Annotated in this window: 18 protein-coding genes; 8 read left to right on the forward strand and 10 right to left on the reverse strand. The window is 35.0% G+C overall.

Translation table 11 applies throughout. The features are described 5' to 3' along the window. Nucleotides 1-9: 9 nt before the first annotated feature. On the forward strand, nt 10-663 hold the full coding sequence (locus NST60_RS11890; RefSeq protein ID WP_341098840.1) for a hypothetical protein: 654 nt from the start codon (nt 10-12) through the stop codon (nt 661-663). Nucleotides 664-1,390: 727 nt separating this feature from the next. On the opposite strand, the gene istB is transcribed toward NST60_RS11890, so the two are convergent. Together istB and istA are read right to left on the reverse strand one after the other, a co-directional pair. After that, entirely contained in the window at nt 1,391-2,161 is a 771-nt protein-coding gene (istB, locus tag NST60_RS11895; protein WP_341098841.1) for an IS21-like element helper ATPase IstB, read from the reverse strand. Next, nucleotides 2,161-3,714, reverse strand: a complete 1,554-nt coding sequence (gene istA, locus NST60_RS11900) for an IS21 family transposase (RefSeq protein ID WP_341098842.1) — start codon at nt 3,712-3,714, stop codon at nt 2,161-2,163. Before istA ends, istB begins: the two co-directional genes overlap by 1 nt. A gap of 458 nt (nt 3,715-4,172) precedes the next feature. Between istA and NST60_RS11905 the strand changes: the two genes are divergently transcribed. The 5 genes from NST60_RS11905 to NST60_RS11925 all read left to right on the forward strand — a co-directional run bounded on the left by NST60_RS11905 (nt 4,173) and on the right by NST60_RS11925 (nt 9,900). Further along, nucleotides 4,173-4,487 (forward strand): PTS sugar transporter subunit IIB, encoded by a 315-nt coding sequence (locus tag NST60_RS11905; RefSeq protein WP_016201565.1) that lies wholly within the window; start codon nt 4,173-4,175, stop codon nt 4,485-4,487. Nucleotides 4,488-4,542: 55 nt separating this feature from the next. Next, nucleotides 4,543-5,820 carry a PTS cellobiose transporter subunit IIC gene (celB, locus tag NST60_RS11910; RefSeq protein ID WP_101728947.1) on the forward strand — a complete coding sequence of 426 codons (1,278 nt, stop codon included), beginning with the start codon at nt 4,543-4,545 and terminating at the stop codon, nt 5,818-5,820. Between the two features lie 107 nt (nt 5,821-5,927). Next, nucleotides 5,928-6,242 (forward strand): PTS lactose/cellobiose transporter subunit IIA, encoded by a 315-nt coding sequence (locus NST60_RS11915; RefSeq protein WP_040342725.1) that lies wholly within the window; start codon nt 5,928-5,930, stop codon nt 6,240-6,242. 18 nt (nt 6,243-6,260) lie between these two features. Further along, on the forward strand, nt 6,261-7,652 hold the full coding sequence (locus NST60_RS11920) for a glycoside hydrolase family 1 protein (protein WP_169189479.1): 1,392 nt from the start codon (nt 6,261-6,263) through the stop codon (nt 7,650-7,652). 313 nt (nt 7,653-7,965) lie between these two features. Further along, nucleotides 7,966-9,900: a BglG family transcription antiterminator gene (locus tag NST60_RS11925; protein ID WP_341098843.1), complete on the forward strand. Its 1,935-nt coding sequence runs from the start codon at nt 7,966-7,968 to the stop codon at nt 9,898-9,900. An 84-nt stretch (nt 9,901-9,984) separates the two neighbouring features. Here NST60_RS11925 and NST60_RS11930 read toward each other — a convergent pair whose 3' ends face one another. Together NST60_RS11930 and NST60_RS11935 are read right to left on the reverse strand one after the other, a co-directional pair. Next, entirely contained in the window at nt 9,985-11,139 is a 1,155-nt protein-coding gene (locus NST60_RS11930; protein ID WP_101728945.1) for an endo-1,4-beta-xylanase, read from the reverse strand. A 476-nt stretch (nt 11,140-11,615) separates the two neighbouring features. Beyond that, on the reverse strand, nt 11,616-13,277 hold the full coding sequence (locus tag NST60_RS11935; protein WP_169189476.1) for a peptide ABC transporter substrate-binding protein: 1,662 nt from the start codon (nt 13,275-13,277) through the stop codon (nt 11,616-11,618). A 333-nt stretch (nt 13,278-13,610) separates the two neighbouring features. Here NST60_RS11935 and NST60_RS11940 point away from each other — a divergent pair, with 333 nt between their 5' ends. Next, a complete protein-coding gene (locus NST60_RS11940) occupies nt 13,611-14,057 on the forward strand; it encodes a GNAT family N-acetyltransferase (protein ID WP_169189475.1) in 447 nt (148 codons plus the stop codon). A gap of 243 nt (nt 14,058-14,300) precedes the next feature. On the opposite strand, the gene ahpF is transcribed toward NST60_RS11940, so the two are convergent. After that, nucleotides 14,301-15,830: an alkyl hydroperoxide reductase subunit F gene (gene ahpF, locus NST60_RS11945; RefSeq protein ID WP_016201573.1), complete on the reverse strand. Its 1,530-nt coding sequence runs from the start codon at nt 15,828-15,830 to the stop codon at nt 14,301-14,303. Between the two features lie 14 nt (nt 15,831-15,844). Beyond that, nucleotides 15,845-16,408, reverse strand: a complete 564-nt coding sequence (ahpC, locus tag NST60_RS11950) for an alkyl hydroperoxide reductase subunit C (RefSeq protein ID WP_016201574.1) — start codon at nt 16,406-16,408, stop codon at nt 15,845-15,847. Nucleotides 16,409-17,198: 790 nt separating this feature from the next. Between ahpC and NST60_RS11955 the strand changes: the two genes are divergently transcribed. After that, nucleotides 17,199-18,638 carry a phospholipase D-like domain-containing protein gene (locus tag NST60_RS11955; RefSeq protein WP_169189474.1) on the forward strand — a complete coding sequence of 480 codons (1,440 nt, stop codon included), beginning with the start codon at nt 17,199-17,201 and terminating at the stop codon, nt 18,636-18,638. A gap of 199 nt (nt 18,639-18,837) precedes the next feature. On the opposite strand, the gene NST60_RS11960 is transcribed toward NST60_RS11955, so the two are convergent. Genes NST60_RS11960 through NST60_RS11975 form a run of 4 tightly spaced genes read right to left on the reverse strand, consistent with a single transcriptional unit; the run spans nt 18,838 to nt 22,473 of the window. Continuing rightward, nucleotides 18,838-19,650 carry an ABC transporter permease gene (locus NST60_RS11960; RefSeq protein WP_101728940.1) on the reverse strand — a complete coding sequence of 271 codons (813 nt, stop codon included), beginning with the start codon at nt 19,648-19,650 and terminating at the stop codon, nt 18,838-18,840. Then, complete coding sequence (locus NST60_RS11965; protein WP_341098844.1) at nt 19,647-20,624, reverse strand: ABC transporter ATP-binding protein; 978 nt, start codon at nt 20,622-20,624, stop codon at nt 19,647-19,649. The genes NST60_RS11960 and NST60_RS11965 overlap by 4 nt, the downstream gene beginning before the upstream one ends. A gap of 13 nt (nt 20,625-20,637) precedes the next feature. Continuing rightward, complete coding sequence (locus tag NST60_RS11970; RefSeq protein ID WP_341098845.1) at nt 20,638-21,447, reverse strand: ABC transporter permease; 810 nt, start codon at nt 21,445-21,447, stop codon at nt 20,638-20,640. Continuing rightward, on the reverse strand, nt 21,448-22,473 hold the full coding sequence (locus NST60_RS11975) for an ArsR/SmtB family transcription factor (RefSeq protein WP_224427580.1): 1,026 nt from the start codon (nt 22,471-22,473) through the stop codon (nt 21,448-21,450). Nucleotides 22,474-22,941: the final 468 nt, after the last annotated feature.

Here is a 22,941-nt window from a genome sequence, read left to right on the forward strand (position 1 = left end):
GGTGCTGGAATGAAAGAGTTTACAGTAAGAATGACTAAAAGATTCGTCGAAATTGTATCAAAACCAATTAGAACTAAAAATGACATTATCATGATAATGCTAGAAGCAATCCCCCTACTAACAAATGGAGATATATTAGAAAGACCAGATAACAATTATATTATTTTAAGAGTTGACAAGATGAAACGGCTGTTTTTTGTAATTAAAAATAAAATTTTCTCTTTTAATTTTCCTTTTAATATTGAAGTAAAATTAGAGGAGGAAAATCCCATTATTTATGATTTTTCTACAGATTTAGAGTTAGATGCATTAAATTTGACAGTTTTAAAGTCAGCATACGAAGAAATTTTTTTAGAAAACGAAATTAAAGGGCTCCTTGATTTAGATTCTGAATTGATACAAATCATAGACAGTTTTGAAAGTAAACCCAATAAAGATCAAATATGGCAAATTCTAAAAAAATTACTTATTTTCGAACCAGGATATTTAAGATTTGATTTTGATGAATTGCACGAAAATGGAAAATTACATCCATTAAATCACCTTGATATTAATTATTCTTCTGATGGTACCTTTAAAATAGGTATTGAACATACTATTAATTGTAATACATTCATAGATATTCTTGATATCAATTCGGATAGTTACTATCTCTCAAAGTAGAAGTTAATTTCATAAAATTAAACACAAGATGCGGGCAACTGTACCTGTCTGGTATTGGCTTCGGTATGAAAGCCCAGACTCATGCCTTTTATATTCATCCTAGTCTTTAGAGGTTATAAGTATGGACAGGTAACGACATACCTAATAATGAAATAGAAATATTTGAGATTCTATGTAAGTAATTTAAACTATTGGGAATCATGGGCAATAATGAAAACAACCACAAAAGAATTTATTAGTACATAATGGATAAGGGGATATTCAAAGGAAATCAGAAATTTAATTATAATTTTGCTTTTTTGAGTTAGATATTGTAGTAATTCATGTGGTTGCATGGAAAGAAAGTATAAATTCGTCCAGATCCATGGAGTGTATCGGTTTTATATTAATTCATTCAAAAGTAGATTATTTATAAAATAGAATTTAGAAATAATAGAAAATAACTTTATCTGAATTAAATAAAATTACTAGAGGAAAATAGGAATATCTATAAAATAAGACATTCCTTAAATTATTCAACATAGTTATCAATAAATAGAATAATCGTTCGTATAATGCGTGTATTAACGCTTCTGTGATTTCTAGTGATAAACGTCTAATACCTTGATACATAGGGGATTAGACGTTTTCTTTATTATACCCTATTTAAGGTTAAGAAGGATTAATGCTTATTTTACTGGAATAAGGCTTTTGTAACCGTCAAGTAGTTTTGAACACTTTTTGCTAATTAATTTTGAACACTTTCTCTTTCAAAAATTGTTGTTCTATTCTTTATTCTGTAGCTGTCATTTTCGTTCATTTGAATAACCTCTACTCTATGTAATAATCGGTCCAATATGGCTGTTGTAATCCCTTGGTCTCCCATTAATTCACCCCATTCTTCGGGGCCCTTATTGGAGGTAAGAATAATAGAACTACGTTCATAAAGATGGTTAACCAGGTGGAAAAATAGATTTGCTTCCCTCTGATCCATTGCCATGTACATTAAATCATCAATAATCACCAAATCCGATTCTTTTATTCTTTTTAACCGCAATTTTGATTTTGTAATATATTCTTCCGTTTTTAATAAGTGTATGAGTTCACCCATTGTTGAAAATGCTACTTTAAATCCCTTTTGAATGGCTTCAACTCCTAATCCAATTGAAATATGGGTTTTCCCTGAGCCTGGGGGTCCCAATAAAATTAGATTGTATTGTTGTTCCAGCCAATTTAATTCACTTAATTGATTTAATTGGCGTGTGCTAAGCGATATTTGTTCTTCTACATTAAACTCATCAAGTGTTTTAAAATATGGAAAGCTAGCCCACTTTAATCTCTTTTGAATCCCTTTTTCTTCGCGTTTCTTCATTTCATGCATAAGAAGTTCATGTAAAAACTCTTGATAAGTCCACGATGATTTCTCTGCGTGTCGTAGTAATATTGGCAGCTCTTCAGCGGTTTCCACCATCCGAAGATGGCGGAATTGTTCTTGTAATAGTTGTACAGTGCTAGTCATTATGAAACACCTCTCATAATTTTCGTGTAATATTCTATATCCCTTGTTACTGCTGTAGCGGTTGTTGCGGGGCTATTTCTTTTAGCTTCGAGAGAAGCAGGGGATTCTACATCTTTTTCTTCCTTTAATCGGGTCAAATGCTGTGCAATATCACGTAAATCGTTTGCACTCCATAGCTGTTCTTTTAGGCAAACCGCCAGGGCTTCCTCTATTTGAGGGCGAAAATGAGTAATGGCATATTGAATGACTTGGAACTGATCTCTTACATACCTTGGATACTGCCGGGTTACTTCATTGACAAATTTTAAAGCCTTTTCTTGATCTTTGAATTGACGAACAATAGTCTCTTTATATGCTTGAATTCCTTTCGAGCGATCTCTGGTGTGTTGACGGTTCTTTATCAACTCACCTTTCCCATGACATATCGGATGCTTTGCTAGTATTTCGCCTTGAAGGTCTGCTCGAATAATGAGTTCCTCGCCCTGGGTTTCTATGTAAACCGTATTATCACCTCTTGGACGATAAGTTCCTAAAGGAACCGAATAACGATTAGATTGATATCTGATAATATTGTCCTTATGAACAGTTCTTGTTATACTATTTACAAGGTTGCTTTCGAAAGAAAGCAGGGAGGAGACTGGCGTTAAGTGTTGCTTTTCGAGGGCGTGCACTTCTACTGGTCTCTTTTTTGTTGTGTGATGTACATTGTAATTTCCTGTCCTCTTCAACCATGCTAAACATTTTTCATTCCAGGATTCTAGATTTGGAAATACTCTGTGTTTTGCAAAGTTCCTTTTTACATATTTCACTACATTTTCTACCTTCCCTTTACTTTGGGGATCTGCCTTTCTACAGAGGTAAATTCGGAACCCTCGTTCCTGCTTATATGCTTGAAATTCCCCTGTTAAAATTATATCTCCGGCATTTTCACTAACGGTTATCAAATGATCTTGATCATAAACAATTTCCTTCGGAATTCCTCCAAAGAATTGAAATGCTTTTTCATGACAACGTATGGTATCCCTAGTGGTAAAAGGTCTATCAAGCCATTCCACATATTTATAACGAGAATTAGAGAGTACAAAGGTAATAAAATATAGTTTAACAGGCTTTTTTCCCTGATTCTTTACGGTTATTTCTCCCCAGTCGACCTGAATTTGTTGCCCCATCGGTAGTTCCTCCACAGCTTCATGATCACGTACACGAACCACTTTTGGGATGTGGTAAATATCCCTTAATTCACTAACATACCCCCGAATAGTACTACTTCCAATTTTTATTCTAGGGTACTTTTCCTTTAACCAGTCCTCCACCTGAGCAGAAGAAATATCAGGATGTTCCTTTAGCCAACTTAATATAAGTTCACGGTGTGTATCTAACTTTTTCTCCCTACTCCCAGTTGATAACACCCACTCGGATGCTTGATTAAAATTCATGCTTAAATACTTATAAACTGTGTTTCTAGAAATCCCTAATTTTTTTGCAATAGCTGCTACTTTAAATCCTTGTTCCTTTAATTGATGAACCTTTATAAACAAATGTAACTTTTCCACCTTTCAAATCCTCCAGTAAACTATGATGACATAAAATCATAATAGACTAACTGGTGGTTATTTTGATAAAAAAGTGTTCAATTCTATCTGGCGGAAACTGTTGATTTTAGTTTAGCAGTTACAAATGGAGCGGAAGATACTCGACTCCTGCGGAATGCGAGTGTCTGTAGAGCAATGGAACAACATAGTTTTTATATTTAACTATATTAAAAACATAAATAATCAATATAGGAAAGTAACCAATTAAGTGCTAAATTAGAGAATGTTCGCCTTTACCTATTATCTGTTTAGTTATGTCCCAGTCTTTTTCTAATGAAAAATGAAAGTGTTAACATTTCATTTCCTCCTTTAGACGGAAAAACAATATGTTAAGTTGAAAGGGTTTTCGTTGTAAGATAAAAACGTAGTAATCATAATAAATAATTTACTTTAAAATAAATTACTCGGAGGTCGTTAAAATGAAAAGAATTTTATTAGCTTGTTCTTCAGGAATGTCTACTAGTCTATTAGTTTCAAAAATGAAAGATGCTGCAAAAGAAAATGGCATTGAAGCAGAAATTTGGGCTGTTGCTCAAGATAAAGCACAAACAGATATGGAACGTGCAGATGTGCTATTAATTGGTCCACAAATGCGCTTCTTGAAAAAGAAACTAGCAAGTCAGGCAGAAACAGTTGGAATCCCATTAGATGTTATTGATCCAGTTGCTTACGGGCGTATTGATGGATTAGCTGTTTTAAATAAAGCGTTAGAATTAATCGAGAATTACAAGTAATCATTCGTTTTAAAATGAAAGCATTTACTAATAGAAGAAAGAGAGGATAAACCTTATGAATAAATTTATGGAGGTTTTGGAAAATATTCTGTTGCCAATTGCTGAGAAATTGAACAATAATCGTTATTTAGCAGCATTACGCGATGGATTTATGGTTGCCTTGCCGCTAATCATTTTTGGATCAATTTTTGTTGTAATTGCAAACTTTCCTTTCCTAGATAAAATGATAAGCGAAGATGCATATGCTGCTTATCAAAATGCATTAGGACCAGCATCTGCAGCAACGCTAAGTATAATGGGGCTATTTGTCATAATGGGGATAGGATATAAACTGACACAGCATTATGGTCTCGAAGCAATTTATGGTGCGGTAGTTGGGGTAGCATCTTTCCTTATCTTAAATCCACAAAAATTAGGGGAAGTAACAGGTGTTATTCCAACCGCAATACTAGGCGCACAAGGAATGTTCTTAGGAATATTCACGGCATTTATTTCAGCAGAGCTATATCGATTCTTTGTGAAGAAAAATTGGACGATTAAAATGCCACCAGGTGTACCAGATTCTGTATCTAGATCCTTTAGTGCATTGATTCCGATTACGTTAACATTAACGATCTTTTTAATCATTCGCATTCTTTTTAGCTTTACACCATTTGAAACAGTACAAAACTTTATTTATACAATCATTCAAGAACCATTAACTGCTCTAGGTAGTAGCTTGCCAGCAACAATCGTAGTGGTATTATTAATTCAATTATTCTGGTTCTTTGGTTTACATGGTCAAATTATTATGAACTCTGTACTTGATCCAATTTGGTATGCATTAAATGATCAAAACTTTAGTGCTTTCCAAGCAGGAACAGAGCTTCCAAATGTTATAACAAAACAATTTATGGATACGTTCCTAGTTGGTATGGGTGGTACTGGAATGACGTTGGGTGTTGTCATCCTTATCTTCTTAATTGGTAAGAGCAGACAAACAAAAGAACTTGGAAAATTAGGTGGACCAGCAGGAATCTTTAACGTAAATGAACCCATTATCTTTGGATTACCAATTATCATGAACCCATTAGTTCTAATTCCTTGGTTATTAGCACCAGTAGTAGTAACTATTATTACGTATCTAACCATGTCAGCGGGAATTGTTCCGAAACCAGCAGGAATCATTGTTCCATGGACAACACCAATTGGTATCAGTGGATTTTTAGCAACTGGTAATGATTGGAGAGGGGCAGCACTGCAAATCTTTAACTTACTTGTTGTAATGGTGATTTGGTGGCCATTCCTTAAAGTTCTAGATAAAAATTATTATGAAACAGAAAAAAAAGGATAAGAAGTAAGAAAGATAGAAGTAGGATTTTAAATTAAGAGAAAGGGGTTTTTACCTTAGTTAAGCTTAAGTGTAAAATCCCCTTTGGTTTTAGAAATGGAGTGACAGGGATGGAAACAGATAACAAAATGACAGAAATAGCTTTTCAAATTATTCTCTTTGCTGGAAATGGACGTTCATGTGCAATGGAAGCAATACAAGAAGCAAAAGAAGGGAACTTTGAAGAAGCGGATCGATTAATAGAAGAGTCAAGTACAGAACTTGGTAAAGCACATGGTTTTCAAACGAGACTACTCCAAGAGGAAGCGAGCGGAAATGGTGCTGGTGTGAATGTTATTTTAGTTCATTCTCAAGATCATTTAATGACAGCTATTACTGTTCGTGATTTAGCTATTGAAATAATTGAGATTTATCGTAATAAATAATTTTGGAGGTTTCTTAAAATGACTGTTCAATACAAATTTCCTGAAGGTTTTTGGTGGGGAAGTGCCACATCTGCAACACAAATTGAAGGCGCAGCAAATGAAGCAGGAAAAGGAAAAAACATTTGGGACCATTGGTATGAGGCAGAACCAAATCGCTTTTTTAATAATGTAGGGCCGGAAACTACTTCTAATTTCTATTATCAATACAAAGAAGATATTCAATTGATGAAGGAAATTGGTCATAATTCTTTCCGCTTATCTATTTCTTGGTCTAGATTAATTCCAAACGGACGGGGAGAAGTTAATCCAGAAGCTGTAACTTTTTACAATAATGTCATTGATGAATTATTAGCTAATGGAATCGAGCCATTCGTTACCCTGTATCATTTCGATATGCCGCTAGAAATGCAGAACATTGGTGGATGGGAAAATCGAGAAGTAGTAGATGCATATCAAGCGTATGCTTTACAAGCCTTCCAACTATTTGGTGATCGTGTGAAAAAATGGTTTACATTCAATGAACCGATTGTTCCAGTAGAAGGTGGATACTTATACGATTTCCATTATCCGAATATCGTAGATTTTAAGAAGGCTGCACAAGTAGCCTACCATACGGTTTTAGCTCATGCTAAAGCAGTTCAAGCTTTTCGAGGATGGAATAAAGACGGAGATACAAAAATAGGTATTGTCTTGAATTTAACGCCATCTTATCCAAGAAGCCAGAATCCATTTGATTTAAAAGCTGCAAATATTTGTGATTTATTCTTTAACAGAAGCTTCCTAGATCCTGCTGTTCTTGGTGAATATCCAGAGGAATTAGTAGAAATACTACGTGAACATGGACAACTACCAAATGTAGAACAAGGTGATTTAGAATTAATGAAAGAAAATACAGTCGATATTCTTGGGGTTAACTATTATCAGCCACGCCGAGTAAAGGCAAAAGAACATTTGCCGAACCCTTATAGTCCATTTATGCCAGAGTGGTTCTTTGATTCATATGAAATGCCAGGTAGAAAGATGAATCCTTATCGCGGATGGGAAATCTACGAAAAAGGTATTTACGATATCATGGTAAATTTAAAGGAAAACTACGGGAATGTGGAATCATTTATTTCCGAAAATGGCATGGGAGTTCAAGATGAGGAACGTTTCTTACAAGACGGTCAAATTCAAGACGATTATCGAATTGAATTTATTGAAGGTCATTTACAATGGCTGCATAAGTCGATTGAAGAAGGCTGCAATGTAAAGGGCTATCATTTATGGACGTTCATGGACAACTGGTCTTGGTCTAATGCATATAAAAATCGCTATGGTTTTATTTCTGTAGACATAAAGACACAACAAAGAACGCCAAAGAAAAGTGCCTATTGGTTTAAAAATGTAGCAACTAATAATGGATTTTAGAATCAATAGTTAATATTTCTGATATAATTTTTTAAGATATAAAAGATAGGTTCTGATCAAGGATTAAGATCAGAACCTTTTTGAGTAAAGTTGTTTTCTATAAGATTATTATTTCTAGAGATGAAAAATTTTCAAATAGCACGTTGCAGCCTTATTATATATGTAGACTCTTAAGGGATTAGTATGTGAAGCCTATAGAAAGTGAAGGGTATGTAGGCTGCATTTAATAGTAATACACCTTGTTATAATAATAGGAAGAAATTATATTTATATAGAAATATTTGTAAATATATTAAAGGAAGGAGACCTTATTTTGTTAAGCTCCCGAATGAAACAAGTTTTACGTGAGTTATTGGCAGCGGATACACCTCTGACAGGTGAGTACTTAGCTACCGTTAATCAAGTGACAGCTCGTACAACGAGAGAAGATATTAAAAACCTAGATACTATATTAAACAAGCATGGTGCGAAAATACTATCTGTTATATCAAAGGGCTATACATTGGAGATTTGGGATAAATCCGTCTTTCAACAATATCTACATTCTATATTTGTAGAAAACGCACTATCTCATTCAGGCATTCCCAAAACCCCAGAGGATAGAGTGACTTATATTATTATTCGTTTTTTACTAAATGATCATTATCTTAAATTGGATGATCTTGCAGATGAGTTGTATGTGAGCAAGTCTACGATTCAACAAGACATTAAAAGTGTGAAAGAAATTCTGCAAAAGTATGATATTACCCTAGAGGCAAGACCAAATTATGGACTTAAGGCAGTTGGGGATGAAATCAAGGTGCGATTCTGTTTATCGGAATATGTACTTGATCGAAAAAAACAAACAACAAATACTATAGACAGTCCGCTACCATCAATTTTAGATGACGAAAATATGGAGCAAATCCAAGAAATTATTTTAAGACAAATAAAAAAATATCAAATTACCTTATCTGATATAGCTATAAATAATTTATTAATTCATATTGTTATCGCCCAAAAACGAATTGTCAGTGGTCATTATGTGGCATTATTTCATGCAGATATGGATGAAATAGAACAACAAAGGGAATTTCATGTTGCAAATGAAATTGTCAAAGAAGTAGAGGAACTATATCAAATTAAGTTTCCACAAGCAGAGGTTGCTTATATTGCCATGCATTTACTTGGAACAAAGCTGGTGACACAGAAAAAAGGTCATATCGATCATGTAATTGAAGAAGATATTCTTCAGTTAGTGAACTTTGTCCTGTCAAAAATAGAAGAAAAATTAGATTTAGGGATTGAGAAGGATGAAGAGCTTATCTTTGGGATGAGCATGCATCTAAAGCCTGCTGTCAATCGAATTAAATATGGCATGAATATTAGGAATCCAATGCTGCAAGAAATTAAGAATAATTATCCACTCGCCTATGAAGCGGGAATTATAGCGGGGCTCGCAATTAAGGAATTCACAGGAATTGAAATGGATGAGAATGAGATTGGCTATTTGGCTCTCCATATTGGTGCAGCGATGGAAAGAACCAAATTACAATCTGGCCCAAAGCGTTGTTTGGTAGTATGTGCTTCTGGTCTTGGAACGGCTCAGTTAATTTATTATCGCCTAAAATCTTATTTTGGCAGTAATTTAGAGGTAGTTGGAACTACAGAATTTTATATGCTCGATCAATATAATTTAACTGAGGTTGATTTTATCGTTAGCTCTATTCCAATTAAGGAGAGATTTGATGTTCCAGTAATTGAAGTAAATGCAATCCTAAAGGAAAGTGATTTAAAGGCGATTGAAAAATTTATTGTAACGCAAAGCAATCATCAGCCGATTGAATCTTTTTTTCTCCAGGATCTTGTCTTTTTAAAGAAAACATTTCATACTCAAGAAGAAGTTTTAACATATTTGCATACACAACTCATGGAGAATGGTTTAGTGGGTAGCCCATTTTTAGATGCAGTATATGAACGAGAAAAAGTAGCGCCAACTTCTTATGGGAATTTGGTTGCTATCCCACATCCAATTACCCCACAAACAGAGAAGACCTTTTTATGTGTTTGTACGTTAGAAAAGCCAATTGATTGGAATAACAATCCTGTTCAAATTGTCTTCTTGTTATGTGTAAAAAAGAATAGTCAAGAAGATTTGCAAGAAATGTATGATGTTCTCGGAAAATTTATTGAGGACCATACAAGTGTTCATAAAATATTAAAAGCAAGCTCCTACGAAGAGTTTATGCGGATAATGAAAGAATCATAAAGCTTATTATTAAATCAAACACCAGCAAACAGGAAGGCACCACAAAGGAATCGAAACTCCAACTCCTTTGTGGTGTTTTTTTCTTTAATCTATAATTGCCCAGTAGGCAGGTTTTACCTTGTAGTTTTTATCAAATACAAATGGTGCATCGACACCCACGCCATTATTGTACTGCTCGGCCCGATCATTTAACCATGTATGGTTATCAGCGATGCCCCAGAATGTAACGCTACTAATTTTATCATCTAAGCTTTCAAACAAGTTAAATAATTGATTATATCTTTCTGCTTGTGCTTCAAAGCGATCAAGTGGTATTTCTTCATACGTTGGATAAGCTGGTGTTGGCGGCCAGCCATAAAGGCTGACATCTAGCTCAGTAATTTGATTATCTAAACCAAGCCCAGCAAATAAATTAATGGAAGCTTCAATATCAGAGATAGAGGGCCAGCCAATTTGAATATGGGACTGGTGACCAACGCCATCAATTGGTACTCCCTGTTTTAACAAATCTTGTACAAGATTATATAAACGGTCTCTCTTTGGATTGACCTCTGTGTTGTAATCATTGATATATAGTTTCGCATCCTTATTGGCATACTTTTTGGCTGTCTTGAAGGCTACTTTTATATAATCTGTTCCAGTAATTTTAAACCATGGAGATTCTCTTAGTCCTTTTTCGTTAGCTGGATTTCCATCATCAATAACCTCATTGACAACATCCCATGATTGAATATCATTCTTATATCGTTTAACAATCGTTTTAATATGGGTTTCTAATCGCTTTAATAAAAGCTTCTTATTTTTCTCTTGTTTTTTGGGATTAGTCTCATTTACCATGGGCTTTCCATCTTTATCAAGGAAAAACCATTCTGGTACTTGACTATGCCAGATGAGGGTATGAAAACGAAGTTCCATGCCATTCTTTTTAGCAAATTGGACAATTTTATCAGCTTCCTTGAAATTGAATTTTCCCTCTACAGGCTGAATATTAATAGGTTTCATCACATTTTCTGCAACAATGCTGTTAAAATGCCGTTTTAATACAGCTGCATCTTTTCCTTCTAGTTGATAGGGTTCTACAGCAGCACCAATAGAGAAGGAATCTTGATATCTTGTGCGAAGCTTATCTGCTTCTAATGCATGTACAGATTCTTTAGCCGCGGCACTAGACATTCCTGCAGGCAATAATAAAGTGAAAGCTAATCCAGTAATAATAGATGAACGTAAATGTTTTAGCATATTTAGGTCTCCTTTTGTGATGATTAATGAAAAGCCGGCTTTATGAACAAGAATGAAATAGTGGGTGTTCCTTACTTAACATAACAGCTCCGTTACGAAAAAATGTAATCGTATACATTTGGTTTTAGGTGAATGGTTGAAGATATTCTTTTGAAGAAATCCATGATGACATACAAGGTGGAACAGATCAGTTAACAGAACGCAATCCCCTCCTTACCAATAAGTGCATGATGATGGAATATTTTAATTTTGAAGGATAAGGAATATCTAAGTCCTTATCTAGACAAAAGTATAGCAAGGTTTAAATAGTTTGTATATGTAACGAACTAAGTTTTTTGTAGAATACGGAAAAATGAATCTTTTGTTCTAGGAAAAGATATCTAATGCGATAGTTTCTTAGGAACTGTTGAAAACGCAAATAAGCGGGGATATACCTACTTCGGTATATTCCCGCTTATTGATGAAATAGTTCTCTATTATTCTCCTACGTCAGCCCACTTATATTCATATGTTGCCCCGAATGGGTTCACGAACACATTTTGAACTTTTGGTGAAACTAATTGTGCTCTAGAAGCTTGGTAAACAGGTGCAATTGGTGCATCTTCAAATAATAGTTTTTCTGCTTTCAGGAAGTTGTCGTAACGAGCAACATTATCTGTTGCAAATTTTGTTGCAGTATCGCCAACTAGCTGATCGTATTCTTTATTAGAATAGCCAGTCTTATTGTTTCCGCCATCTGTAATCCATAGGTTCATGAATGTATATGGATCTAGGAAGTCAGGGCCCCATCTAGAAAGTTGAAGCTCATATTGCATATTGGAATCTAAATCCAGGCGTTGTTCTTTTGGAACTTGTTTAATGTTAACTGTTAAGCCTTCTAAGTTTGTGGAAAGCTGATTAGCAACATATTGAATTAACGTTTTCGTTGTTGCATCATCATCTGCTAAAAACTCAAGCTCAACTTTATCTGTGCCTAACTCTTCTAATCCTTTTGCCCAGTATTCTTTTGCTGCTTCTAAATCATATGTTACAAGATCTCCGCTTACTTTACGGAAGTCCTCACCAGTTTCTGGCATTGGAGTAAAATCAGTTGGAACAATTCCATTCGCAACGATAGAACCATTGTTTAAAATTTCATTAACTAAAGCATCTTTATCAAATGCACGGCTTATTGCTAGGCGAATGTTTTGATTTGCTAAAGCTTCTGAAGTTGTTTGGTTAAATTTAAGGAAGTACACAAATGTATCAGCTGAAACTACATAATTCTCATCTGTTGAGTATTGGTCAACTAGATCAGATGTAAGATCCATTCGATCAACAGATCCTTTTTCATATAGGTTAAGCGCAGTTTGTGGATCTTTTACTACTTCAAATGTTAGTTTATCCATGTTTACTGTACTTGCATCCCAATAATTATCGTTCTTTGCAAGTACCCATGAATTACTTGTACTATCCCAATTAGACATGGCATAAGGTCCATTTGCTAACAAGTCTTCAGAGCTTGTTGCAAATTTATCCCCTTTTTCTTCTACAAATTTTTGGTTTAATGGTAAGAATGTACCGAAAGTAGTTAATGTTTCAAAATAAGGTGTTGGATTTTCTAATTCTACAACAAGTGTATAATCACCGTCTGCTTTAACGCCTAATTGGTCAACAGCCAGTTCTCCAGTGCTGATAGCAGTAGCATTTTTGATTACACCATTCATCATATACGGACCATATTCTGATCCAGTATCAGGGTTAACAGCACGTTGCCAAGAATATACGAAGTCATTTGCTGTAACTGGGTCGCCGTTTGACCACTTAGCATCTTCTCTTAATGTAAAAGTCCAAGTTAAACCATCATCACTTACTCTATGATCTGTCGCAATTCCAGGTGATGGTTGTGTATCTTTATCTAAACGGTAAAGCCCTTCCATAGTAGCGCCTAAATAGATAAAGGAAGATTCATCTGTCGCTAAAGATGGATCCATTGACGGAATCGCTTCTGGATTTAAAAAGTTAAGGACCTTTTCACCTGATTTGCTTTCTTTATTGTCTGCATCTGTTGAAACGTTGGTATTATCTCCAGAGCATGCTGCTAAGACACTTAGCACAAATGCAAAAGTGAGAAGCAATAACCAATTTTTTCGCTTCATGAAGTATTCCCCCTAATTTGTATTGTTTAATTCTGAATATTGTATATGTAGTGAACATTCAAAACTATAAAAATTATTATACCTATTAATTAATGGACTTGTAAAGTTATTGTTGGATAATTATTGAAGAGATTAGTATATTTGGATCTATTTTTCAGGTTATTTATTCATATTTTTAAATAATAGGGAATTTTTTTATTATTCAAAAGATAATAAAGGGGATGGTATAATGGTTTTAAAAATTATTCATATCTATTTAAAAGGTGTAAATTTATTTTGAAATGAACGAATAAATATTTTTATCGTCAAGGATATAGGAAAGAGAGGAATTAGATGAATTATCGTAAAGCGACTGTTGATGATGCCAACTTACTAATGGAATGGAGGAAAATCCAGTTAGTAGAGGAGGGGATTAAAGCAGATAAAGATATTGATAAAGAGTTAGAGGCTTTCTTTCAAAAAAAATTAGCAGAAGAATCTCTTATTCAATGGATAGTAGAAGAGCAAACGGAGATCATTGCAACAGGAGCAATCGTTATTTATGATTTTCCCCCTTCCTATACTAATAAGAGTGGAAAAAAAGCTTACGTGACCAATATGTATACGAAAAATGATTATCGTGGAAAAGGAATTGCTACTGGTTTATTAACGAAATTAGTAGATGAAGCAAAAAGCTTAGGCATTACGAAAATGTGGCTTGGTGCATCAAAGCTTGGCAGGCCTGTCTACAAGAAGTTCGGCTTTAAAGAAACAGATGAATGGATGGAGTTAGAGTTATAAAGTGGAATGAACGAAGGGCTGTTCTGTTTTTAGAGTGCAGTCTTTTTTAGTTATCAAGAGGGTTTTAATTAAATAGGACTTCTCAGAGCCGGAAAGTGAGAAAAGGAGAAGAGAAAGGTAACAGAGAGAGCTATTTTAGCACAGGGATCAGCAGAATTCTAACAAAAACCCCCTCCTACTAAGCAGAATTCACACAATAAAAAGGAGCTCCTCAAGAAGGAAGCTCCTTTACAAACACAACTATTAGTTACGGATTAAATAATCAAATGCGCCTAATGAGGCAGTTGCACCTGAACCCATGGAGATAATAATTTGTTTATAAGCACTATCTGTACAATCTCCAGCAGCAAATACACCTGGAAGACTTGTTGCACCATGCTTATCAACAAGAATTTCGCCCATTCTGTTACGTTCAACTGTACCTTCTAACCAATCGGTACTAGGCACTAGACCGATTTGAACAAACACACCTGCAAGTTCGATATGTTTTTCTTCACCTGTTTCACGTTCAATATAAGTAATACCGTTTACCTTATCAGTACCAGTAATTTCTTTTGTTTGAACATTTTTAAGAACAGTAACATTAGGTAGGCTATTTAGACGATCTTGTAAAACAGAATCAGCTTTTAATTCTGGCATAAATTCAAGAACTGTTACGTGTTTCACAATCCCTGCTAAGTCGATAGCAGCTTCAATTCCTGAGTTACCGCCACCAATAACAGCAACATCTTTTCCAGTGAATAATGGGCCATCACAGTGTGGGCAATATGCTACGCCTTTATTTTTGAATTCTGCTTCTCCAGGTACACCAACATTACGCCAGCGAGCACCAGTTGATAGAATAACAGATTTACTTTTTAGAATCGCGCCATTTTCTAACTCGATTTCGATTAAGTCTTTCTTTTCTAAGCGTTTAGCACGTTGAAGATTCATTACATCAATGTCATATTCTTTCACATGCTCTTCAAGACTTGCTGCAAGCTTAGGACCTTCTGTTTGCTTCACACTAATGAAGTTTTCAATAGCTAAAGTATCCATGATCTGGCCACCGAAACGTTCAGCAACGATACCAGTACGAATTCCTTTACGAGCAGCATAGATTGCTGCACTTGCACCAGCAGGACCGCCCCCAACTACTAATACATCATAAGGATCTTTGTTAGCAAATTCTGAAGCATCAGCTGTACTGCCCATTTTCGCTAAAATTTCTTCTAACGACATACGACCACTGCCGAATGATTCTCCGTTGAGGAAAACAGTAGGAACTGCCATGATATCCTTGCTTTCGACTTCTTCTTTAAAAGCGGCCCCATCAATCATTGTATGCGTGATTCCAGGGTTTAAAAGACTCATAACATTCAATGCTTGTACAACATCCGGACAGTTATGGCAAGTTAAGCTAATATATGATTCAAAGTGGTAATCACCTTTGATTGCTTTAATTTGATCCATTACCTTTTGATCTACTTTAGGAGCTCTACCACTTACTTGAAGTAAAGCTAATACTAAAGAAGTAAACTCATGTCCAAGAGGGATACCAGCAAAAGTGATTCCAGTATCTTCTCCAACGCGGTTTACGCTAAAGCTTGGTGTTCTTTCTAATTCAGTAGTTTCTACTTTGATATGTGATGACATGGTAGCTAGTTCATCCACTAGGGCTAGCATGTCACGGGATACTTCATCAGATCCCGTGCTAACCTTAAGAACTACATCGCCTTCCATCATTTGCAGATATTGATTCAGTTGCCCTTTAATTTCGTTATCTAATAACATATAGAGCCACTCCCTTAAATTTTACCAACAAGGTCTAGGCTTGGTTTAAGTGTTGTGCTGCCTTCTTGCCATTTAGCTGGGCAAACTTCACCTGGATTGTTGCGAACATATTGTGCAGCTTTGATTTTGTTTACTAGAGTGCTTGCATCACGGCCGATACCATCTGCGTTGATTTCAACAGCTTGAATTTTACCATCTGGATCGATAATGAATGTTCCACGATCTGCAAGACCAGCTTCTTCATTTAAAATTTCGAAGTCACGAGAAATTCTTTGTGTTGGGTCACCGATCATAATGTATTCAATTTTACCGATTGCATCTGAATGATCATGCCATGCTTTATGAGTGAAATGAGTGTCTGTTGAAACAGAATATACTTCTACTCCAAGGTCTTTTAATTTTGCATATTCATTTTGTAAATCTTCTAATTCAGTTGGGCATACGAAAGTGAAATCAGCTGGGTAGAAACAGAAAATACTCCATTTACCTTTTAAGTTTTCTTCTGTTACTGAGATGAATTCACCGTTATGAAATGCTTGAGCGTTAAATGGTGCAACTTCTTTTCCGATAATTGACATTTTTAAATTCCTCCTATTAAAAATAAATTTATTACTAGTTTAGACGAATAATCTAAACTTATGCAAATAATAATAATTACAATTCAACATTTATTATTATATAAACTTAATTATTTTGTCAAGGATAAGGTGTTACTTAATTATAATTATTTTAATTTTAATGGACTGTGTATCCTGTCTAATTTGTAAAATAGTTAATAACATTAGCACTGAGATTAAATTAATATCGCTTTTTAACCGTTAATTTTCATTTATTAAGGTTTTTTCTCAATTAAGGTAAATTTAATTAATCTATTAAACATTTAATGAATTTGTTTAAATCTATGATTCGGATGGATGGAGCAAATCTTTTTAGTAGGTTTGTGATTTTACATTGGAAAAAACACAAATTACAGGAGGAATATACTGAATAATAAGAAAAATCATTATGGCTCTAAATCATTCTTTTGAATAGGCTGTTTTCGTAAAGTTTGTTGCGATTACCCGCAGCCGGAATACACTTCGCTTTCCGTGGGGCTCGCGCTGAGCCTCCTCAGCTTCGCCTCCGGGGTCTCAGACTGTCTCGCTAATCCCACAGGAGTCTTCGTGTATTCCGGCTGCTCCATTTTTCCAACTAATTGTTTTTTCCTATTGAAATAACAACAATCCTTTAGAAAACAGCCTTTGAATATCATTCATGTATACATTATATAAACGGTAAATAGTAATTAATAAGAAAGCGATTCTTCTTTTCATAATTGTTTAAATGAAGGAGAAGATAAGTATACATAAAAAATTGGTGGGAGACAATATGATAGGTAAAAGTCTGAAGATAATCTTAGTGCTAGCTGGAGTCTATCTCCTTTATATTGTAGTTTCCTGTGTTATCGTACCTTCTTTTCATGAGCCCAAGGCAGATTCCTCTTGGAAGCCAAAGATTGATCTCAATCAGAATGATATAAAAGGAGTGTCACCAGACAAAGTGGTATTACTTCAAGATAGGGAAGACTCAGGTTTGGCCAGGTTACAGTTGATAAAGAATGCAAAAGAATCTGTTGATATTTCTACTTATGCAATTCATAAGGGACCATACGCCGATTTATTTTTTGGCTGTATATTTGATGCTGCCAATCGTGGTGTGAAAGTGCGGATCTTATTAGATGGAATAGTTAATAAATTCAATCAGGATCTACGTTTATATAGCTATGCAATATTTGCTCATCCGAATATCGAATTAAAGTATTATGAGCCACTTCATTTAGGGAAGCCGTGGACATGGAATAATCGATTTCATGATAAGCTTTTTATCATTGATGAAGAGGTTGCGTTAGTTGGTGGCAGAAATATAGGGGACAAATACTTTAGCGCGGCAGGCTCTAAAGGAGCATCAAATGACCGGGATGTGCTCGTTTTCACAGAAACAAAAAGAAACAAGGCCAGTGTATTAACACAAATGGCAGATTATTATCAATTTGTATGGGAACATCCATATACGGAGAAGGCAGTGAAGAAAATATCCCACAGAAAGGAAGCGTTAGGAAAGAACAAAGAGAAAGAGGCTCTTCGATCATTAAAAAATGCGAAAGATATCTATCCGTTACCGATCAATAAAGACATAGATTGGAAAAAGGATGCCTACCCAGCAGAGAAGGTATATTTTCTCTACAATCCACATCAACGAATCAATAAAGATCCACTTATTTGGAAAGAACTTGTTTCTTTAAGTGAACAAGCAACAAAGTCTATTTATTTAGAAAGTCCATATATCGTTCCGACTAAGAAAATGCTTGAGTATGTAGATTCAGAGAAGATAACAGTTAATCATTTGAAGGTACTAACGAACTCTATTGCTTCCACTCCAAATTTGCTTGCTTTTTCTGGTTATTGGTTTAATCGAAAGGAAATTATTGATTCGGTTGATGAATTATTTGAATATCAGGCAAAGACAGAATCTCTTCATGGAAAAACATATATTTTTGATGGGAGAATTAGTTTAATTGGTTCTTACAATTTAGATGCTAGAAGTACTTTTTTAAATACAGAAACAATGATTTTAATTGATAGTAAAGATTTTGCTCATTATTTACAAAAGGAATTAAATAAAACAATCGATCAACATAGTCTTCAAGTTTTAGAAGATGGAAGCTATAAAAATGATAATAAAGTAAAGGAATCAGAGGCAGCTATTTGGAAGAAGTTAGTCGTTAAGGCCTTGTCTTATGTTGTAAAACTTGTCGATTTTCTTGTTTAATTATCCTACTTTTAATTGGGCAGTAAGACCCAACTGTAAGCTATGGAAAAGCGAAGAAGCTAGGTGGAGGATGAGAAAAACCCTCCACTAATGGAAGTCTACTTTTTATTTCCTAGAAAATAAAAAGTAATAGTAATAAAGGCAAGAATCGTCTAAAAGCCTCCGTGTTTCACGTGAAACACGGAGGCTTTTAGGAGGGTTAATAAAGAACCATATTACCTGTTTCTTTTGCATGTGTTTCTGCCTTTTTTAACAAAAACACAGAGGAAATACATAATAATAGGATGATTGTAAGTAAGAGTGAATATTGTCCAATCATCTGGGTGAAATTTTTTCCGTTCAACACTAAATCCCGGAATATTTCTAGTACATAAGTTAAAGGGAAAAGGTATGCGATTGCTTTTCCCCAAATTGGAAAGGCAAGCACAGGAATACGGACACCGGAGAAGAACTGCATGGGCTCTTCAAAGATGGTAAAAAGTATTCCCGCATCACGGGAAAACAGAAATACAATATTTAAGAATCCGCCCCAAACAATAGCAGATACACTAAGAAGCAACAGTGCTAATGGAACATGAGTCCAATAAATATCAGCTGCTTTTCCTGTAACGACAAGCACTAATAGGATGAAAGCAGTAAATAGCCATACTGCTTCTAGAAGGTTTCCGGCAGCTCTAGCAAACATGATCATCAAGCGGTTTGCAGGAGTTAGAAAGATAAGCTCAAGTGTCCCTGCTTGGCGTTCATAGCTCATATTCCAAGCGGATTGGACTAGGCTCCAGAAAAAAATATAGCCCAAGTAGCCAGTTAGGAGAAACATTGTAATTTGATCAACATTCATATAGGCTGATAAGGGACTAGAGTCTGTTAAGTTAAAAGGCTTAAAAGAATAATAGGCGGTAACAAATAATAAAGCAGGCCAAAAAAGCAAGGAAAAATAAATCAGCTTGTTATGAAAATTATGCCTATGACTTTTTACCATCTCCGCATGTAAAATAGTCAACATCTTCATGCCGATTTCTCCTTTGCTAAGGTGAGAATCGCATCTTCTAATCGAGGACGCTTCAGCTCAAGTTTAAGAATAGAAATGGCTTCATTCATACAAATATTAATAAAGAAAGAAGTAGGGTCAAATGGTGCATCTATATGAATAGAGGTACTGTCTGTTAAATCAGTAAACTGTATAGTACAATTTACTAATTCCTTTTTGATTTTGTTTTGCAAAGCAACAGATAATGAGCTTGTTTCTATCATCAAATGATAGTTTTTTACAACGGAAGCAATAATTTTTTCTGGTGTATCATGTAAAATAATGGTTCCCTTTTCGATAATATAGACACGATCACAAAGCTCTTCCACTTCCTCTAAATAATGGCTAGTTAATAAAATTCCTTTATTCTCTTGACTAGCTAGGTCTTTTACTAATCCTCTTAATTGTTTAGCTACTGGTGCATCTAGACCGAGAGTAGGCTCATCAAGGAATAAATATTTTGGATCATTAATAAGCCCTCTAGCAATCTGTAGCCTTTGTTTCATTCCTTTGGAATACAGCTCGACAGGAACATCTTTTGAATCGGATAAACCAACTTGATCAAGAAGGTATGCAATTCTCTTCTCTAATTGGAGACCAGAAAGTTGATACAATTTTCCAAAATAACGGAGATTTTCTTCTCCAGTCAATCTCCAATAGAGCATTCTTTCTCCTCCGGCAATCATGTTAATCTTCTTTTTTACTTTCATTGCATCTTTTACCGCGTCGTCCCCATCAACAGTTATTTGACCTTCTGTTGGATTTAATAAAGTACTTAGCATTTTTATTGTAGTTGTTTTGCCAGCCCCATTTAAACCGAGTAAGCCAACAATTTCCCCCTCATTAATCGATAAATCTAACTTTTTTACTGCACAGACAATTTGTTTTTCTGAGCGAAAAAAGTTCATTCTTTTTTTTATCGTGTAGTATTTACTAATTCCTTTTGCTTCTATCATTTTTCTTCACTCCTTATCCAAAGTGCTTTTCTAATACGTACTTCTCCATTCTTTTCATTAAATACGAGCCGATGGGCAAATAAATCAGTCCGAGGATGACTATTTTTAGTAATGGGGTTAATAGGTCGTTTATTGCAACCCCCTCAATCCAAACCATTCGTAAGGCATCTACTCCATAGGTAAGCGGCATTATGTGGCTAATCCATCTCACACCTTCTGGTAAAAAGTCACTAGGGAAAGTGATGCTGCATACAAGCCCCATAAGAACAAATAGCGTATTTTGTGTAATATATGTATCTCTAAAAAAGAGCATAAAGGAGCCTAATACTAATGCCATCGAAAAGGTAGATAGGATCAATATGGCAAGAACAATTAACACATGAAACCAGTTAATTTGTTGTAAATGCAAGCCAAATAAAGAGCCAATAGCAATAATAACGAGAAATTCCATCATGATTCTAATCAATCCTTGAGCAACATATCCGAGAAAATAACCTTTTCTTGTTGAAGGTGTTAGCAATAGAGATTCTAGAGTGCCCTCTCTTAGTTCTGTAATGAGTGTGCGACTCGTAATCATCAACAGAGATACAGAAAACGAATATAATAAGCCTCCTAAAATACAGTAAGAAAGGTAATCATTTGTGCCCGCATAAGCAGAGAAGCTAGATGATAAGTCCCCCTTAAAAACAAAGAAGTAGGTCAGATAGGCAAAGATAATTATATAAATGGCACTTAATATATGACCTAGAAAAAAAGACCAAGGAAAAGCTCTTCTCATAACGAGATAGTTTCGCCAAAAGGTGGCAGAAATACTCAACCACATTTATGTATCCTCCTTTTGACCAAGGGAAGGCTGATCAAAAAACTGGTTTAAGTCGACCTTCAATTGGTCTAATTTTGGTAAATTCGTTTTATAAAAGACAAAATGTCCGTGTCTTTCACCAGTAATTAAATTTGCCTTTTCTAATATTTTTAAATGCTTAGAAATAGTCGCTTTTGCAAGACCTGTAGATTCAGATAATTGTTGTGTACAAAATGGATGTTCTGACATTTGTTTTAATAACTGTAACCTTGTTTTGTCTCCTAATGCAGCCAGAACAGAAAGCAAGTCCACAGGTACAATATCTTGCTTGTTCTCTGCCTGATTAGGAAAGGGAACATGTAAATAAACAATGATTGTCGGCACTTCCAAACCAACTAAGAGATGTGGAGCAATAAAGCTGGATGGATAAATCGTCAATGTTTCTATTTCTTCATAAGTAAAAATCCAGGTGTCTGCTTTATAAAATCGTATCGACTTTTGATCAAGCTTAAAGCGAGGATGGATAGAGTTCATCGCTTCATATGGATTAGCCTCTATTGCTTTTTTTAACTCATAAACAGACTTAATTAACCATGGTTCCATTCGATACAATTCACGGGCAAAATATGTTTGATGATAATCATAAAGCAAATCGCATAGCTGATTTCGGTAATAATTAGGCTTCTTTAGTAACTTTTGTTCCATAACATTTGCTTTTGTGTGTATTCTTTTACCAAGAAGGAAAGCGATAAATTGGTTTTCCGGAAGCATGCGTAATCGCTCAATTGCTTCTTCCACATGCTTCTCTTCCAATAAAAGATAATCGTCTAAATCGAGAAAATTGAGCCATCCATTGCTTAGTTCACCAAAAAGTTGGATCATTTCCCATAGCTGATTCGGTATTTCTTTTTTTATTTGTTCTGCCCATTCCAGCCTCGTCAGGTGGTGGGCTGGATTGTATATAACATGTAAGCTTGTTAATAATTCACGGAAGGGAGAGTAAATAATACGTACATGTTTTTTAATCCAAAGGTTTAGGTTATCCATGGATCTCTTCCTTTTACTTTAATTCGCTTTTGGGCGAATCAAATTTATAATTTTGCAAAATTATTCAGTATTTTATATAGAGAGGAAGGATTTGTCAATGGAAAATTTGGGGAATGTTGTTTTTTAAAAAGATGAAAGTGAAGGAAGAAGAGGGAGGAGTGGTGCTCATCAAGAGGATGAAAACCAAAAAAGCAGAAGCCCGAGGGAAAAGAGGTGTTCATAAAGGGGATGAAAGCCGAAAAAGCAGAAGCCTGAGGAAAAAGTGGTGCTCATAAAGGGGATGAAAGCTGAAAAAGCGGAAGCCTGAGGAAAAAGTGGTGCTCATCAAGAGGATGAAAACCCAAAAAGCAAAAGCACAAAGGAAAAGTGGTGCTCATCAAGAGGATGAAAGCCGAAAAAGCAGAAGCCTGAGGAAAAAGTGGTGCTCATAAAGGGGATGAAAGCTGAAAAAGCGGAAGCCTGAGGAAA

It is taken from the genome of Niallia sp. FSL W8-1348 (genome assembly GCF_038006745.1).
GTDB classification, from domain to species: Bacteria; Bacillota; Bacilli; order Bacillales; family Cytobacillaceae; genus Niallia; species Niallia alba.

Bases quoted from the DNA above. Each gene is read 5' to 3' on its own strand.
- NST60_RS11905 (WP_016201565.1), top strand. From the start codon at position 4,173: ATGAAAAGAATTTTATTAGCTTGTTCTTCAGGAATGTCTACTAGTCTA.
- celB (WP_101728947.1), top strand. From the start codon at position 4,543: ATGAATAAATTTATGGAGGTTTTGGAAAATATTCTGTTGCCAATTGCT.
- NST60_RS11955 (WP_169189474.1), top strand. From the start codon at position 17,199: ATGATAGGTAAAAGTCTGAAGATAATCTTAGTGCTAGCTGGAGTCTAT.
- NST60_RS11940 (WP_169189475.1), top strand. From the start codon at position 13,611: ATGAATTATCGTAAAGCGACTGTTGATGATGCCAACTTACTAATGGAA.
- istB (WP_341098841.1), bottom strand. From the start codon at position 2,161: ATGACTAGCACTGTACAACTATTACAAGAACAATTCCGCCATCTTCGG.
- NST60_RS11915 (WP_040342725.1), top strand. From the start codon at position 5,928: ATGGAAACAGATAACAAAATGACAGAAATAGCTTTTCAAATTATTCTC.
- ahpC (WP_016201574.1), bottom strand. From the start codon at position 16,408: ATGTCAATTATCGGAAAAGAAGTTGCACCATTTAACGCTCAAGCATTT.
- NST60_RS11975 (WP_224427580.1), bottom strand. From the start codon at position 22,473: ATGGATAACCTAAACCTTTGGATTAAAAAACATGTACGTATTATTTAC.
- NST60_RS11965 (WP_341098844.1), bottom strand. From the start codon at position 20,624: ATGATAGAAGCAAAAGGAATTAGTAAATACTACACGATAAAAAAAAGA.
- NST60_RS11930 (WP_101728945.1), bottom strand. From the start codon at position 11,139: ATGCTAAAACATTTACGTTCATCTATTATTACTGGATTAGCTTTCACT.
- NST60_RS11920 (WP_169189479.1), top strand. From the start codon at position 6,261: ATGACTGTTCAATACAAATTTCCTGAAGGTTTTTGGTGGGGAAGTGCC.
- NST60_RS11935 (WP_169189476.1), bottom strand. From the start codon at position 13,277: ATGAAGCGAAAAAATTGGTTATTGCTTCTCACTTTTGCATTTGTGCTA.
- NST60_RS11970 (WP_341098845.1), bottom strand. From the start codon at position 21,447: ATGTGGTTGAGTATTTCTGCCACCTTTTGGCGAAACTATCTCGTTATG.
- NST60_RS11890 (WP_341098840.1), top strand. From the start codon at position 10: ATGAAAGAGTTTACAGTAAGAATGACTAAAAGATTCGTCGAAATTGTA.
- NST60_RS11960 (WP_101728940.1), bottom strand. From the start codon at position 19,650: ATGAAGATGTTGACTATTTTACATGCGGAGATGGTAAAAAGTCATAGG.
- ahpF (WP_016201573.1), bottom strand. From the start codon at position 15,830: ATGTTATTAGATAACGAAATTAAAGGGCAACTGAATCAATATCTGCAA.